The organism is Cellulomonas cellasea (assembly GCF_030372105.1).
GTDB classification, from domain to species: domain Bacteria; phylum Actinomycetota; class Actinomycetes; order Actinomycetales; family Cellulomonadaceae; genus Cellulomonas_A; species Cellulomonas_A cellasea_A.
This window is the reverse complement of the sequence record NZ_JAUDBQ010000005.1, coordinates 87,252-100,704: the sequence shown is the minus strand read 5'-3', so window position 1 is coordinate 100,704 and position 13,453 is coordinate 87,252. Positions and strand designations below refer to the sequence as shown.

Sequence of the window (13,453 nt, the reverse complement as noted above, 5' to 3'; positions counted from 1 at the left end):
CGACGACGCGAGAGGAACGCCCATGGCCAGCACACGCACCCGCGCCTCGGCAGGCGAACAGCAGACGAGCACCCCCGAGGCGGGCTCCGGCCCCCGGCGCGCGCTCGTCCTCGGCGGCAACCGGATCCCGTTCGCGCGAGCCGGCGGCCCCTACGCGCACGCCAGCAACCAGGACATGCTGACCGCCGCGCTCGACGGGCTCGTCGCCCGGTACGGCCTCCAGGGCGAGCGGATCGGCTCGGTCGCGGCCGGCGCCGTGCTCAAGCACAGCCGCGACTTCAACCTCACCCGCGAGGCGGTGCTCGGCTCCGCGCTCAGCGACGAGACGCCCGCCTACGACATGCAGCAGGCTTGCGCGACGGGCCTCGAGACGATCGTCAGCCTCAGCAACAAGATCCGGCTCGGCCAGCTCGAGTCGGCCATCGCCGGCGGGGTCGACACCACCTCCGACGCGCCGATCGCGGTGAGCGACCGGCTGCGCCGCGCGCTGCTCGACCTGTCCCGCGCCAAGACCCTCCCGCAGAAGCTCGCCGCGGCCGCGTCGATCCGCCCCAAGGACCTCGCGCCCGCCGCGCCCCGCACCAACGAGCCCCGCACCGGCCTGTCGATGGGCGAGCACCAGGCCATCACCACCGCCGAGTGGGGCATCACCCGCGAGGCGCAGGACGAGATCGCGTACGCCAGCCACATCAACCTGGCCGCCGCCTACGACGCCGGGTTCTTCGACGACCTGGTCACCCCGTTCCGCGGGCTCACCCGGGACGCGAACCTGCGCCCCGACACCACGCTCGAGAAGCTCGCCAAGCTGCGCCCGACGTTCGGGCTGGGCCTGGACGCCGAGGCGACCATGACGGCGGGCAACTCCACGCCCCTGTCCGACGGCGCCTCCACCGTGCTGCTCGGCTCCGACGAGTGGGCCGCGGAGCACGACCTGACGCCGCTGGCCTCGATCGTCGACGCCGAGACCGGGGCCGTGGACTTCGTGCACGGCGTGGACGGGCTGCTCATGGCGCCCGTGTTCGCAGTGCCCCGGCTGCTCGCCCGCAACGGCCTGACGCTCGACGACTTCGACTACGTCGAGATCCACGAGGCGTTCGCCGCCACAGTGCTCACCACGCTCGCCGCCTGGGAGGACGAGGAGTTCAGCCGCACCCGGCTCGGGCTCGACAGCGCCTTCGGGAAGGTCGAGCGCTCCCGGCTCAACGTGCACGGCTCCTCGCTCGCCGCCGGGCACCCGTTCGCCGCCACCGGCGGGCGCATCGTCGCGACGATCTCCAAGGAGCTCGCGCGGCGCAAGGCCGAGCAGGGCTCCGACGCCCCCGTGCGCGCCCTCATCTCCATCTGCGCCGCAGGTGGCCTCGGACTGACAGCGATCCTGGAGGCGGCGTGAGCACCGACACCTACCTGAACCTGGTCAACTCCGGGGTCACGAAGAAGATCGCGAAGCAGCTCGGGCTGCCGCGCCCCGCCCAGCTCCGACGTTTCCGCCCCGGGCAGCCGCTGGTCGCCGGGCCGGTGCTGGTGCTCGGCACGGGCCCGGACGCCGACGCCATCGCGCACCTGCTCTCCGGCACGTCGCTCGGCGACACCGGGCTGGAGAGCGGCTGGGACCTCGACGTGCGCCGCACCGCCACAGCGGGCGAGCGTCACGCCGCGATCGTGCTGGTGCTCACCGAGATCACCCACCCCGACCAGCTCTCCGAGCCGATGCTCGCGGCGGCCAGCGCCCTCAAGGGCCTGGCGCCGGGCGCGCGCATCGTGACGATCTCGCGTCCGGCCACCGCCGACATCGGCCCCGCGCTGTCCGCCGCCCGGCAGGGCGTCGACGGGGTGCTGCGGTCACTCGCCAAGGAGCTGCGCGGCGGCGCCACCGCCAACGGCGTCGTCGTGGCCGATGGCGTGCCCGTCACCGCGCCGAGCGCGCTGGGCGCCCTGCGGTTCTTCCTGTCCACGCGCTCCGCGTTCGTCGACGGCCAGCTGCTGCACGTCGACTCCGACGCGGGCTCGCTGCCCTCCGACTGGGACCGCCCGCTGGCCGGCCGCGTCGCCGTCGTCACCGGCGCGGCCCGGGGCATCGGCGCGGCGATCGCCACGACCCTGGCCCGCGACGGCGCCACGGTGGTGGCCGTGGACGTCCCCGCCGCCGGGGAGCAGCTCGTGGCCGTGGCGAACTCTGTGCGCGGCACCGCGCTGCAGCTCGATGTGACCGCCGAGGACGCCGGGCAGAAGATCCTCGACCACACGCTCACCCGGCACGGGCGGCTCGACATCGTGGTGCACAACGCCGGGATCACCCGCGACAAGCTGCTCGCGAACATGACCACGGAGAAGTGGGACCCGGTCCTGGCCGTCAACGTGGCCGCGCCGCTGCGGATCAACGAGGCGCTGCTCGAGTCCGGCGACTTCACCGACGCCCCGCGCATCGTGGCGCTCGCCTCGACATCCGGCATCGCCGGCAACCGCGGGCAGACGAACTACGCGGCGTCCAAGGGCGGCGTCATCGGCATGGTGCGGGCCACCGCGCCGCTGCTCACGGCCTTCGGCGGCACCGCGAACGCCGTCGCCCCCGGCTTCATCGAGACCGAGATGACCGCCCGCATCCCCGCCGTCACCCGGCAGGTCGCCCGGCGGCTCAACTCGCTGCAGCAGGGCGGGCTGCCGGTGGACGTCGCCGAGACCGTCGCGTTCCTCGCGTCGCCGCAGGCCGGCGGGGTCGTGGGCCAGACGCTGCGGGTGTGCGGGCAGAACCTGGTGGGCCAGTGACCGCGCCCGTCGGCGTGCCGACGGAGGTGGTGCTGCCCGGCGTCCCGGCGCTCGGCAGGCTCTACGGGCGGGGAGTCGCCGCGTCCGCACGGCTCAACCTGGAACGGCGGCTGGGCCGCGCGCCCGGCGCACTGCCGGACGTCGCCTACGTCGTCGCCGGGGTGCAGGCCGACCCCGAGCACCTGACCGCCTACCAGCACCTGCTCGGCGAGAGCGCATCCGACGTGCTGCCCGCCGGGTTCACGCATGTGCTCGCGTTCCCGGTGGCCACGGCGGTCATGGTGCGGCCCGACTTCCCGCTGCCGCTGCTGGGCATGGTGCACCTGGCCAACCGGGTCGACCAGTACCGGCCGATCTTGCTGGGCGACCGCCTCGACATCCGCGCCTGGGCGCAAGGCCTCGCGGAGCACCGCTCAGGCACGCAGCTCGAGCTGGTGACGGAGGTCCGGATCGCCGGGGCCGACGACGACGTGCTGGGCGGCGAGCTCGCCTGGCGCGGGGTGTCGACGTACCTGGCGAAGGGCGTGCGGTTGGGCGCGTCCGGCTCGGGCGCGGGGTCCGCTGCGTCGGCTGCCTCGTCGGCGTCGTCCGACGACGGGCGCCGGGAGCCGTTCACCCCGCCGCTCCCCACCGGCCGCTGGCGCCTCGACGCCGACACCGGCCGCCGATACGCCGCGGTCTCCGGCGACCAGAACCCCATCCACCTGTCGAAGCTCAGCGCCAAGGCGCTCGGCTTCCCCCGGGCCATCGCGCACGGCATGTACACCGCCTCGCGCGCGCTGGCCGATGTGGGCGCCGGGCGTGGCGACGCGTTCACCTGGACCGTGGAGTTCGCCAAGCCGGTGCTGCTGCCCGGCACTGTGGACGTCCGCGTGGCGCCCGACGGCGACGGCGGATTCGCCTACGCGGGTTGGAACCGCCGCTCCGGCAAGCCGCACCTCACCGGCGCCGTCGTCCCGCTCTGAGCGCCGCAGACCAGCAGCCCCCGTCCGGCCAGGCGGGGGCTGCCGCCGTGTGGGCGGCGAGTGGCACGCTCGGCCGATGGACCAGCGACTGACCCTCCTGACCGTGGGCGTGCGCGACGTCGCCGCCGCCCGCCGCTTCTACGTCGACGGCCTGGGCTGGACGCCCACCCTCGACCTGCCCGAGCAGAGCGTGCTGTTCGTGCAGGTGGCGCCCGGCCTGCTGCTCAGCTTCTTCGACGCCGGGTTGCTCGCGCAGGACATGGACCTGCCCCCGGATGCGGCGCCCACCGCCCACGGCATCGCGCTGGCGCACAACGTCGCATCCGAGGCCGAGGTCGACGCCGTCATCACCCAGGCTGTCGCCGCCGGGGCCACGTTGCTCAAGGCCCCGCGGCGCGCCGAGTGGGGTGGGTACAGCGGCTACGTCGAGGACCCATGCGGGGTGCGCTGGGAGATCGCCCACAACCCGGGCCTCACAGTCGACGCCGACGGGACGGTGCGGATGGTCCCGGTCGAGTAAAGCGAGCGGGCTCAGCCCAGTTCGCGGACCGCCGCGGTCCTGTCGCCGCCCGCGTCGCCGGTGTTGACGGTCCCCTGCGGCTCGAACAGCAGGGCGTGCACCTCGGCGTCCGCCCGGGGGCAGTGCTCGACGCCCCTCGGCACCACGAAGACGTCGTTGGGGCCGAGCACCACGTCCCGGTCGCGGAGCTGGATGGTGAGCGTGCCGCTGATCACCATGAACAGCTCGTCGGTGTCCGGATGGGTGTGCCAGACGAACTCGCCCAGCAGCTTGACGACCTTCACGTCGTAGTCGTTCACGCTGGTCAGCCGGTGCGGCTGCCAGTGCTCAGCGACCGCGTCCAAGGCTGCCTGCACGTTGCGCACGTCCTCGCTCACAGCCGGAGCGTACGCCGCAGACCACCACCTTCCGGTCGCCGATGGACACGTTCGATGCCACGATCGGCCCCGCGAGCGCGGACGGTCCGCCCGCGAGGAGGAGGTCTGATGAGCGCCATGACGTCGGCGGCGGCGACCACTGCCCGGCAGCGGCCGTGGGAGCTGGCCGCACGCTGCGGATACGCGGTGAGCGGAGTGCTGCACGTGCTCATCGGGATCATCGCCGTCCAGGTGGCGCTCGGAGGCGGCGGCGAGAGCGCCGACCAGTCCGGCGCCCTCCGCCAGATCGCCGAGACGCCCTTCGGGGGCATCGCACTGTGGGTCGGCGCTATCGCGCTGCTCGCCCTTGCCGCATGGCAGGCCGCCGAGGCGCTGCGCGGGCGCGGTGAGGCCGCCGACCGTGCGAAGTCGGCGGGCAAGGCCGTCGTGTACCTGGCGCTCGCGGTGAGCGCTGCGGCGTTCGCGATGGGCTCTGGCAGTTCGAGCGAGGGCCAGACGCAGGATGCGACCGCCGGCCTGATGCAGGCCCCCGGCGGGCGAGCCCTCGTCGTGGCAGTCGGCCTCGGCGTCCTGGCCGTCGCCGTCTACCACGTCATCAAGGGCATCCGCCAGAAGTTCCTCGAGGACCTGAGGGGCGTCCCCCGAGGTCAGGCCGGCAACGCCGTGAAGAAGGCAGGCACGCTCGGCTACGTGGCCAAGGGCGTCGCGCTGGCCCTGATCGGCTTCGCCTTCGTCGTCGCCGGCATCACGTCCGACCCGGCGCAGGCGCAGGGCCTCGACGGCGCGCTGCACGATCTGCGGGACCAGCCCGCCGGGGTGGCTGCCCTCATCGCCGTCGGCATCGGCCTGGCCTGCTACGGCGCCTACTCGTTCGTCCGCTCCCGCTACGCGCGGATGTGACCCGCCGGCGCCAGGATCGCCTCATGACCAACCCGGTGCGCATCGGCGTCCAGCTCAAGCCGCAGCATGCCGACTACGCGCAGATCCGCGACGCGGTCCGGCGCGCCGAGGACACCGGCGTCGATATCGTCTTCAACTGGGACCATTTCTTCCCGCTCAACGGGGACCCGGACGGCAAGCACTTCGAGTGCTGGACGATGCTCGGCGCCTGGGCCGAGCAGACCAGCCGCGTGCAGATCGGCGCGCTGGTGACCTGCAACTCGTACCGCAACCCGGACCTGCTCGCCGACATGGCCCGAACCGTCGACCACATTTCCGGTGGGCGGCTGATCCTGGGCATCGGCGCCGGGTGGTTCGAACGTGACTACGACGAGTTCGGCTACGAGTTCGGGACGGCGGGCTCCCGCATCGCGGCGCTGGCCGAGGCGCTGCCGCGGATCAAGGCCCGGTGGGCGGCGGCCAACCCGCAGCCGACTCGGCAGATCCCCATCCTCATCGGCGGTGGCGGGGAGCGGAAGACCCTGAGGGTCGTCGCCGAGCACGCCGACGTGTGGCACAGCTTCGGGGACCTCGAGACGCTGCGGCGCAAGAGCGCGATCCTCGACCAGCATGGCGTGGACGTCGGCCGCGACGCGAGCCAGATCGAGCGCTCGTTCGCCGCCAGGACACCCCCGTCCGACGTGGCCGACCATCTGGTCGATGCCGGGGTCACGTTGGTCACGCTCGACGCCGACGGGCCCGACTACGACATGTCGCTCGTCAAGCAGTGGGTGGCCTGGCGCGACGCCCGGTCCTGAGCCTGGCAGATGGCAGGTGCCGTCCTGTCGGTCAGGAGCGCGCGAACTCGACCAGCGGACCCAGCGCCTCGGGATCGCGATCCACCGCCCGCAGCGCAGCGATGTAGGCGCGCCTGTCGGGACCGGTGTTAGTCAGTGCCGCACCGGAGCCCCAGGTGAATACTGGCCGGCCCACCGCTGCCGCCAGGAGGTTCGCGTACTCACGAGCGTGGCGACCATTGCCATTGGGGAACGGGTGGATCGCCACGAGGCGGTGATGGATTCGACACAGCGCAGCGTCGGGCGTGATCCAGGTGACCTGAGGACCGAACCACCACGCCGCGTCGGCCACGAGGTCAGAGATGGCGATGGCGATCTGGTGCGGATCGATGCCGATATTACGCTCTGACTGGCGGTACAGCCCGGCCCACTTCCACACCTGGCCAAACATCCGCTGGTGCAGCGCGCGGACGTAGTCAGCGGTCAGGATCGTCTCGGCGGCTGGGTGCCGACGCCTGAGGGGCGCGAGCCCTTCGATGATGGAGGTCTGCTCTGCCAGGTCGCGATCCGCACGGGTCGCGATCCACAGCCACTCCCGACGTAGCCCGTTGCGCTCGTCGTCCGTCAGCGGAGTCGCACCGTCAGGCTCGTCGTCGGTGAGACTCATCGCGGATCGCGCCACAGGTCTGCGCGGCTCGCCTTCGCCCGCGCCAGCGCTCGGAGCGCGTCGCGCGCGTCCTCCCCTTCGAGTCCTTGCGCTTCCAGGCGCATCGTGTTCACGATCGGCGCGAGCTCACGTCGAGCGACCTGCTCCGCGCGCGCGTTCACGGTGTCATCGAGCGAGCGCCGCGGGACCAGGGCGTACACGAGGTCGCAATCGAGCGCTTCCGCTGCACGCGCCAGGGTGTCCATGCGGACCGTCCCCCGGACTTCGTTCTCCTCGATGCCCACGAGGGTGCTGGGAGCGACGCCCATCCGACGGGCCAGATCGCTCCGGCTCATCCCCAGCGCTGTGCGGATCGCCTGCACCCACCCCCCGTGCGGGCGCACTGAGGCATCCCGCGGAAGGTCGCGCCAGCAAGCGAGGCGACGGTCGAGGCGAGAACGCATCATTTGACGATCCACGCCTTTAACTTACAGATGCACACCACATTCGTCGACTGTAACCACGAAAGTGGCTTCCAGTTTGTCGGTTACTCCCGTCGATGCCGACCCCTCACCGCTTCTCCCTCAGGAGGTGCCTGGTGCGACGCCCGCTCCTCAGCCAGCCAGATGGCAGGCTCAAGGCATGAGTCGCCGCCCCCAGACCCTCGCCGCGCCCCGCTTCTCCCTGCCCGCGCTGACCCCGTTCGATGGCCAGCTCGAGGAGGAGGGCGACTACGAGGCGCTCGCGTTCGACGGGCTGGACCTCACCGGCCAGGACGCGCGCCACTCGCGGTTCATGGACTGCGCGTTGACCGGATGCCGCCTCGACGGCGTGAGCCTGGGCCACGGGCAGGTCGCGGACAGCACGCTCACGGAGGTGCACGCCGGGAGCCTCGACGCGCCGACCACGATCTGGCGGGACGTCGAGTTGCGGGACTGCCGGCTCGGCGCGGTGACCGCGTACGCCTCGACGTTCACGCGTGTGCTGGTGCGCGGCGGCAAGATCGACTACTTGAACCTGCGGGACGCGGCGCTGACGGATGTGCGGTTCGACGGGTGCGTCATCGGCGAGCTCGACTTGGGCGGGGCGAAGGTCACGCGGATGGCCTTCGACGGGTGCCGCATCGGGCGACTGGACCTCACCCGCGCGACGTTGGCGCAGGTGGACTTGCGCGGGGCGGACCTCTCCGGGCTTCAGGGCCTCGAAGGGCTGGCCGGGGCGACGATCAGCCAGGAGCAGCTCATGGAGCTGGCGCCGGCGATGGCCGCCCAGCTCCGCATCGTCGTCGCGTAGCTGGCGGATGGCCCCGTCAGGCTCCCGCCGCCGCGGCGCTGACGAGGCCGACGGTGTTGCCCTCAGTGTCCCGCACGAACGCCCGCCACTCGTGGCGGCGCTCCTTGCCGAGCACGGGGTCGGCGTTCTGGCAGACGATTGACGGCTCCCCCTCGACGACGACCCCGTCGGCGCGGAGCTCCTCGACTCTTCGGCACACGTCGTCGACGCGCAGGTAGACGAGGGAGCTCGCCGCCTCGCGGTCGAGGAGCAGGCGGGTGCGGAGCCGGTCGAGCACGAACAGGGCGAGCCCGGACGGGTCGAAGACCACGTCGGCGGGCTGGCCGAGGAGTCGCTGGTAGAAGTGCACGGCGCGCCTGAGATTGACGACCCGCTGAGCGACCTGGACGACGACGTCGATGTCCGTTTTGTCCGTCATTCTCGGGACACTAGCCGTCCTGCGGGCGTGACGATAGAGGGACAGGCGACCAGGTCAGGCGCCTAGTTCCGGCGGGTTACGCTCGGCGCTCCGCACCTATGCAGGGAGCAGTCTGATGACGCAGTCGTCCCACGAGCCGGACCAGCCCGGATCCCCTGTCTCACCGCTGTACGCGCCACCTGTGCTGCGCAACCCGAGGGCCCGCGCGGGGCTGCTGCTGGGCGCCGTGAGCGTCGTGGTGAACCCGGTGCTGCTGGTCTCGATCGCGGCGCTGATCGTCTCCGGGCTCGGCCTGCAGCGGGCCGGGCAGATGACGCAGTTCGGGTATGCGCCCGTCGGCCGGAAGCAAGCGCTCGGCGGCCTGGTCCTGGGCACTGCGGGCCTGATCGCGTCGATCACCCTCAAGGGCGGGCTGTTCTAGGCCCCCGGGCGGGAGCCGTCAGTCGATCGCTGGCCCGCAGGCCTGTGCGGCGGTGGCGGTGAGGGAGTCGAGGCCGTGCACGGCCAGCAGCGGGCGGGTGTCGTCGACCACCGTCCAGCAGCCGTCGACCACCTCGTACCGGGCGCGGGGCCCGGCCGCGAGGTAAGCCGCCAGCCCGGCGATGAGCCGGTCCACCGCCTCCCCCGGCGTCCCGACGCCCACCGACGCGCGGATGGCGCCCGATGACGCGCCGAGCCGCGAGAGCAGCGGGTGCGCGCAGAACCGCCCGTCCCGGACGCCGATGCCGTACTCCGCCGCCAGGTACGCCGCGACCAGGCCGGGGTCGTGCCCGGCGACGGTGAAGGTCACCACGCCGACGGGGTCGTGGGAGTCGGGCCAGATGCGCACCACCTCCACGCCGTCGAGCGCTTCGAGGCCCTCGACGAGCCGTGCGCGCAGCACCTCCTCATGGGCCGCGAGCGCGCCGTCGGGCAGGGCGGCGAGCGCGTCGCACGCCTCGGCGAGGGCGACGGCGCCGATGACGTTCGGCGAGCCTGCCTCATGCCGGGCGGGCGCCGGCTGCCAGAGCGTGCGATCTGGCCGGACGTCGCGCACCGCGCCTCCCCCTGCGAGGTACGGAGTGCCACTGTCCAGCCAGTCGCGCCGCCCGACGAGGACCCCGGCGCCGAACGGCGCGTACGCCTTGTGGCCGGAGAACGCGACGTAGTCGACCCCGGTGTCCGCGAGGGAGAACCGGCGGTGCGGGATGAGTTGGGCGCCGTCCACGGCCACCCGGGCCCCGGCGGCGTGCGCGATCCGCACCACGTCCTCCAGCGGCAGCGCCTCACCGGTGACGTTCGACGCGCCGGTGACCGCCACCAGGGCGTACGGACGGGCCGCGAGCTCTGTGGCGAGCACGTCGAGCGTGCCGGCGACTGTCCCGGCGATGCCCACCACCGTCGCCTCGCGGCCGGGGCCATGCGCCCACGGCAGCAGGTTGGCGTGGTGCTCCGAGTCGAGCACGAGCACCCGGCCGGGGGCGCCGTCGGCGGCTGCGGGGACGACCCCCGCCAGCAGGTTGAGCGAGTCGGTGGTGTTGCGCGTGATGATCGTGACGTCGTCCTCGCGGGCCCCGACGAACCGGCCCACCGCCTGCCGCGACGCCTCGTACAGGGCCGTCGACACCTGGGAGAGGTACCCGGCGCCGCGGTGCACGGAGGCGTACAGCGGCAGCACCTCGGTGACGCGTGCCGCGACGGCCTCCAGTGCGGGGGCGCTCGCGGCGTAGTCCAGGTTGGCGTAGATGCGCGAGGTGCCGTCCACGAGCGGGACCTGGGTTGAGGCTCCGACGACGGGGAGCAGCGGGAGGTGCTCCGACGCGATGGCCTCGTCGACACACGAGGCGGACTCGGTGGTCAGGGACTTCATGGCACTCCTCCAACAGCTGTGGGGGGAGCGATCAAGCCAGCCCCCGCGCTTGCCGTGCGCGGACATGCGCACGACCTGGTCGTCACCCGGGGCACCCCACCGCGGAGGAGGGTTGCCGGCCAGCAAGCCGGGGCTGTGCGCTGGCACTCATGACCTTGAGTTCAAAGATAAGCACGGCAGGGCTGACGGCGGCCATCAGGAAGCCGTCGCGTCTCGCATGGTGAGCCTGATGTCCGGTGCTTGGAATCTTCCGCCGGTGCGGCGTACTCTCGCAGGACCATCCAGAGCGGCCGAGAGATCTGGCTCGATGACGCCGCAGCAACCCGCGCGCACCCCCCGGTGCCGGTCGAGGGTGCTACCGCCAGGACCGATGGAGGCGACATGACGACACCTGTTCCCGCCCCGAGCGCGCCCGAGGACGGCACGCCCGAGCGGCTCCGCTACCGGCTGCTGAGCGGCCCCGACGACCGCACGTTCTGCGAGCGGGTCAGCGCGGCCCTGGCCGAGGGGTACGTGCTGCACGGCTCCCCCGCCGCGACCTTCGACGGCGAGCGCGTCATCGTCGCGCAGGCTGTCGTGCTCCCGCAGCCGCAGCAGCCCGAGACGAGGCTCGTATGAGCGCCGACCAGTACGCCGGGGACCTGACCCCCCGCGAGGCCTGGGACCTGCTGGCCGACGACGAGCACGCGGTGCTGGTCGACGTCCGCACCGATGCCGAGTGGCGCTTCGTGGGCGTGCCCGACGTGAGCACCCTCGGCCAGGGCGTGGCGTTCATCGAGTGGTCCCGCTACCCGTCCGGGCAGATCAACGCCGACTTCGTCGCCGACCTGGCTCGCACAGGGCTCCAGCCCGGCGACGGCCGCCCCGTGGTGTTCCTCTGCCGCTCGGGCGCGCGGTCGCGCAACGCCGCAGCCGCCGCGACCGAGGCCGGGTTCGGCCCGGCGTTCAACATCACCGAGGGGTTCGAGGGCGGCGTCGACGAGCACGGGCACCGCGGGTTCGAAGGCTGGCGCGCCGCCGGCCTGCCGTGGCGGCAGCCATGAGCGCCGCCACGCCGGCCGACCGGCACGGCGCGGATGGCCGACGCGTCCCCGGGCCCGCCGACTGGGACGACCGCTCCGTCGCCCGTGACACCCTGCGGCCCGACACGCTTGCCGTGCGCGGCGGGCTCGTGCGCTCGCAGTTCAACGAGACGTCCGAGGCGCTGTACCTCACGCAGGGCTACGTGTACGAGCGTGCCGCCGACGCCGAGGCGGCCTTCGCCGGGGAGTCCGACCGGTTCCTGTACTCCCGGTACGGCAACCCCACCGTCTCCACGTTCGAGGAGCGGCTGCGCCTGATCGACGGCGCCGAGGCGGCGTACGCCACCGCGTCAGGCATGTCCGCCGTGTTCACGTCGCTGGCCGCGCTCGTCAGCTCGGGCTCGCGGATCGTCGCCGCGCGCGCCCTGTTCGGCAACACCGTGACGATCTTCGACGACCTGTTCGCGCGCTGGGGCGTGCGCACCGACTACGTGGACGGCCACGTGCTGTCCCAGTGGGAGGACGCGCTGTCCACCCCCGCCGACGTGGTGTTCTTCGAGACGCCGTCCAACCCCATGCAGGACCTCGTCGACATCGCCGCCGTCTCGCGGCTGGCACACGCCGCCGGGGCGACGGTCGTGGTGGACAACGTGTTCGCCACCCCGGTGTTCTCGCGGCCCCTCGACCTGGGCGCCGACGTGGTCGTGTACTCCGCGACGAAGCACATCGACGGGCAGGGCCGCGTGCTCGGCGGCGCGATCCTCGGCTCGGAGGAGTACATCCACGGGCCTGTGCAGACGCTCATCCGCAACACCGGGCCGTCGCTGAGCCCGTTCAACGCGTGGGTGCTGCTCAAGGGCCTGGAGACGATGTCGCTGCGGGTGCGCCACCAGGCCGCCTCAGCCCTCCAGCTCGCGACCTGGCTCGAGCAGCATCCCGGCATCGCGCAGGTGCGCTACCCGTTCCTGCCGTCCCACCCGCAGCACGAGCTCGCGCTCCGACAGCAAACGGGCGGCGGCACCGTCGTCACCCTGGACCTCGCCGTGCCGGAGGGCGCCACGCCCGACGTCGCCAAGAAGCTCACCTTCGGGGTGCTCGACGCGCTGCGCATCGTCGACATCTCCAACAACCTCGGCGACGCGAAGTCCCTGGTCACGCACCCCGCGACGACCACACACCGCAAGCTCGGCCCCGCCGGCCGCGCCAAGGTCGGCATCGCGGAGTCCACCGTGCGGCTGTCCGTCGGGCTCGAGGACCCGCTGGACCTCATCGACGACCTGTCGCAGGCCCTCAGCCAACTCGGCTGACGGCCGCCAGCAGATCGGCGGAGCCCGCCAGCGGGATGACGTAGGCGCCGTCCGCGCCGACCTCCTGCGCCAAGCGGGCCGCGACCACGGGAGCTTGGTCGGCCGTCGCCACCACACGGGTGGCGGCGACCGGCCAGGCCACGCCCGCCATCGCGTCCAAGCACGCGAGCTGCTGGGACTTGCGCTGCGCGGCGGCCTCGTCGGCGACGACCACGACCTCCACATCCAGCAGCACCGTCACGTCGGCGCGGCGGCGGCCGACAGCCGCGACCTCCTCCTCGACCTCCGCGACCAACGCGGCCATCGCGGCACGGTCGGGGGCGTCGGAGGAGAAGCCCACGCGCACCACATCGGCCCGCGCGGCGGCGAGCAGGAGCGTCGCGTCGGAGCCGGTGTCGCCGCGGAAGACCACCGGCGGCCGGCCATCGGGGCCCGCGGGCAGCGCGCCGACCACCGCGAACGGGGACTGGCCCAGGCCGGTGAGCGGCATCGGGGCGGGCGCCGCGACGGCTGACGCGACACGGGAGGTCGCGGGCGAGTTGTGCAGGGGACGGGAGAGCGTGAGCGTCGTCACGAGCTGATCCTCAAGGGGCGTCTTGCGGGTGCGCTGCCGGGGC

Annotated in this window: 16 protein-coding genes, 1 pseudogene and 2 riboswitches; of the genes and pseudogenes, 11 read left to right on the top strand and 6 right to left on the bottom strand. The window is 72.9% G+C overall.

Annotated features, from left to right (window positions below; translation table 11 throughout):
* Positions 1–22 precede the first annotated feature (22 nt).
* The 4 genes from QUV83_RS06585 to QUV83_RS06570 all read left to right on the top strand — a co-directional run bounded on the left by QUV83_RS06585 (position 23) and on the right by QUV83_RS06570 (position 4,248).
* Positions 23–1,390, top strand: a complete 1,368-nt coding sequence (locus tag QUV83_RS06585; protein ID WP_289563397.1) for an acetyl-CoA C-acetyltransferase — start codon at positions 23–25, stop codon at positions 1,388–1,390.
* The gene (locus tag QUV83_RS06580) at positions 1,387–2,763 is read left to right on the top strand and encodes a 3-oxoacyl-ACP reductase (protein WP_289563396.1); all 1,377 of its coding nucleotides are present in this window, start codon (positions 1,387–1,389) and stop codon (positions 2,761–2,763) included. The genes QUV83_RS06585 and QUV83_RS06580 overlap by 4 nt, the downstream gene beginning before the upstream one ends.
* A complete protein-coding gene (locus QUV83_RS06575) occupies positions 2,760–3,728 on the top strand; it encodes a MaoC/PaaZ C-terminal domain-containing protein (RefSeq protein ID WP_289563395.1) in 969 nt (322 codons plus the stop codon). Before QUV83_RS06580 ends, QUV83_RS06575 begins: the two co-directional genes overlap by 4 nt.
* Before the next feature lie 76 nt (positions 3,729–3,804).
* Positions 3,805–4,248 carry a VOC family protein gene (locus QUV83_RS06570; protein WP_289563394.1) on the top strand — a complete coding sequence of 148 codons (444 nt, stop codon included), beginning with the start codon at positions 3,805–3,807 and terminating at the stop codon, positions 4,246–4,248.
* A gap of 11 nt (positions 4,249–4,259) precedes the next feature.
* Here the strand turns inward: QUV83_RS06570 and QUV83_RS06565 are convergent, their stop codons facing one another.
* Positions 4,260–4,625: a cupin domain-containing protein gene (locus tag QUV83_RS06565; protein ID WP_289563393.1), complete on the bottom strand. Its 366-nt coding sequence runs from the start codon at positions 4,623–4,625 to the stop codon at positions 4,260–4,262.
* 108 nt (positions 4,626–4,733) lie between these two features.
* Here QUV83_RS06565 and QUV83_RS06560 point away from each other — a divergent pair, with 108 nt between their 5' ends.
* Both QUV83_RS06560 and QUV83_RS06555 read left to right on the top strand, forming a co-directional pair.
* The gene (locus QUV83_RS06560) at positions 4,734–5,525 is read left to right on the top strand and encodes a DUF1206 domain-containing protein (RefSeq protein ID WP_289563392.1); all 792 of its coding nucleotides are present in this window, start codon (positions 4,734–4,736) and stop codon (positions 5,523–5,525) included.
* A gap of 23 nt (positions 5,526–5,548) precedes the next feature.
* On the top strand, positions 5,549–6,322 hold the full coding sequence (locus tag QUV83_RS06555) for an LLM class F420-dependent oxidoreductase (RefSeq protein ID WP_289563391.1): 774 nt from the start codon (positions 5,549–5,551) through the stop codon (positions 6,320–6,322).
* 31 nt (positions 6,323–6,353) lie between these two features.
* On the opposite strand, the gene QUV83_RS06550 is transcribed toward QUV83_RS06555, so the two are convergent.
* On the bottom strand, positions 6,354–6,968 hold the full coding sequence (locus QUV83_RS06550; RefSeq protein ID WP_289563390.1) for a mobile mystery protein B: 615 nt from the start codon (positions 6,966–6,968) through the stop codon (positions 6,354–6,356).
* Entirely contained in the window at positions 6,965–7,411 is a 447-nt protein-coding gene (locus tag QUV83_RS06545) for a mobile mystery protein A (protein WP_289563389.1), read from the bottom strand. The genes QUV83_RS06550 and QUV83_RS06545 overlap by 4 nt, the downstream gene beginning before the upstream one ends.
* Positions 7,412–7,589: 178 nt before the next feature.
* On the opposite strand from QUV83_RS06545, the gene QUV83_RS06540 reads away from it, so the two are divergent.
* On the top strand, positions 7,590–8,240 hold the full coding sequence (locus QUV83_RS06540; protein ID WP_289563388.1) for a pentapeptide repeat-containing protein: 651 nt from the start codon (positions 7,590–7,592) through the stop codon (positions 8,238–8,240).
* A 16-nt stretch (positions 8,241–8,256) separates the two neighbouring features.
* On the opposite strand, the gene QUV83_RS06535 is transcribed toward QUV83_RS06540, so the two are convergent.
* Positions 8,257–8,658, bottom strand: coding sequence for a VOC family protein (locus tag QUV83_RS06535; protein ID WP_289563387.1), 402 nt, complete (start codon positions 8,656–8,658; stop codon positions 8,257–8,259).
* A gap of 115 nt (positions 8,659–8,773) precedes the next feature.
* On the opposite strand from QUV83_RS06535, the gene QUV83_RS06530 reads away from it, so the two are divergent.
* A complete protein-coding gene (locus QUV83_RS06530; protein WP_289563386.1) occupies positions 8,774–9,079 on the top strand; it encodes a hypothetical protein in 306 nt (101 codons plus the stop codon).
* A gap of 18 nt (positions 9,080–9,097) precedes the next feature.
* On the opposite strand, the gene QUV83_RS06525 is transcribed toward QUV83_RS06530, so the two are convergent.
* The gene (locus QUV83_RS06525; protein WP_289563385.1) at positions 9,098–10,507 is read right to left on the bottom strand and encodes an aminotransferase class V-fold PLP-dependent enzyme; all 1,410 of its coding nucleotides are present in this window, start codon (positions 10,505–10,507) and stop codon (positions 9,098–9,100) included.
* A gap of 40 nt (positions 10,508–10,547) precedes the next feature.
* A riboswitch (SAM riboswitch) is annotated at positions 10,548–10,662 on the bottom strand.
* A gap of 119 nt (positions 10,663–10,781) precedes the next feature.
* Positions 10,782–10,884: riboswitch (SAM riboswitch) on the top strand.
* A 4-nt stretch (positions 10,885–10,888) separates the two neighbouring features.
* Between QUV83_RS06525 and QUV83_RS06520 the strand changes: the two are divergent.
* The 3 genes and pseudogenes from QUV83_RS06520 to QUV83_RS06510 all read left to right on the top strand — a co-directional run.
* A pseudogene (locus QUV83_RS06520) lies at positions 10,889–11,092 on the top strand (DUF1737 domain-containing protein); the annotation flags it as partial.
* A 29-nt stretch (positions 11,093–11,121) separates the two neighbouring features.
* Positions 11,122–11,550, top strand: a complete 429-nt coding sequence (locus tag QUV83_RS06515) for a rhodanese-like domain-containing protein (RefSeq protein WP_289563505.1) — start codon at positions 11,122–11,124, stop codon at positions 11,548–11,550.
* Positions 11,547–12,836: an O-succinylhomoserine sulfhydrylase gene (locus QUV83_RS06510; RefSeq protein ID WP_289563384.1), complete on the top strand. Its 1,290-nt coding sequence runs from the start codon at positions 11,547–11,549 to the stop codon at positions 12,834–12,836. Before QUV83_RS06515 ends, QUV83_RS06510 begins: the two co-directional genes overlap by 4 nt.
* On the opposite strand, the gene QUV83_RS06505 is transcribed toward QUV83_RS06510, so the two are convergent.
* The gene (locus QUV83_RS06505; protein ID WP_289563383.1) at positions 12,820–13,410 is read right to left on the bottom strand and encodes an LLM class flavin-dependent oxidoreductase; all 591 of its coding nucleotides are present in this window, start codon (positions 13,408–13,410) and stop codon (positions 12,820–12,822) included. The two genes, QUV83_RS06510 and QUV83_RS06505, sit on opposite strands and share 17 nt — an antisense overlap.
* Positions 13,411–13,453: the final 43 nt, after the last annotated feature.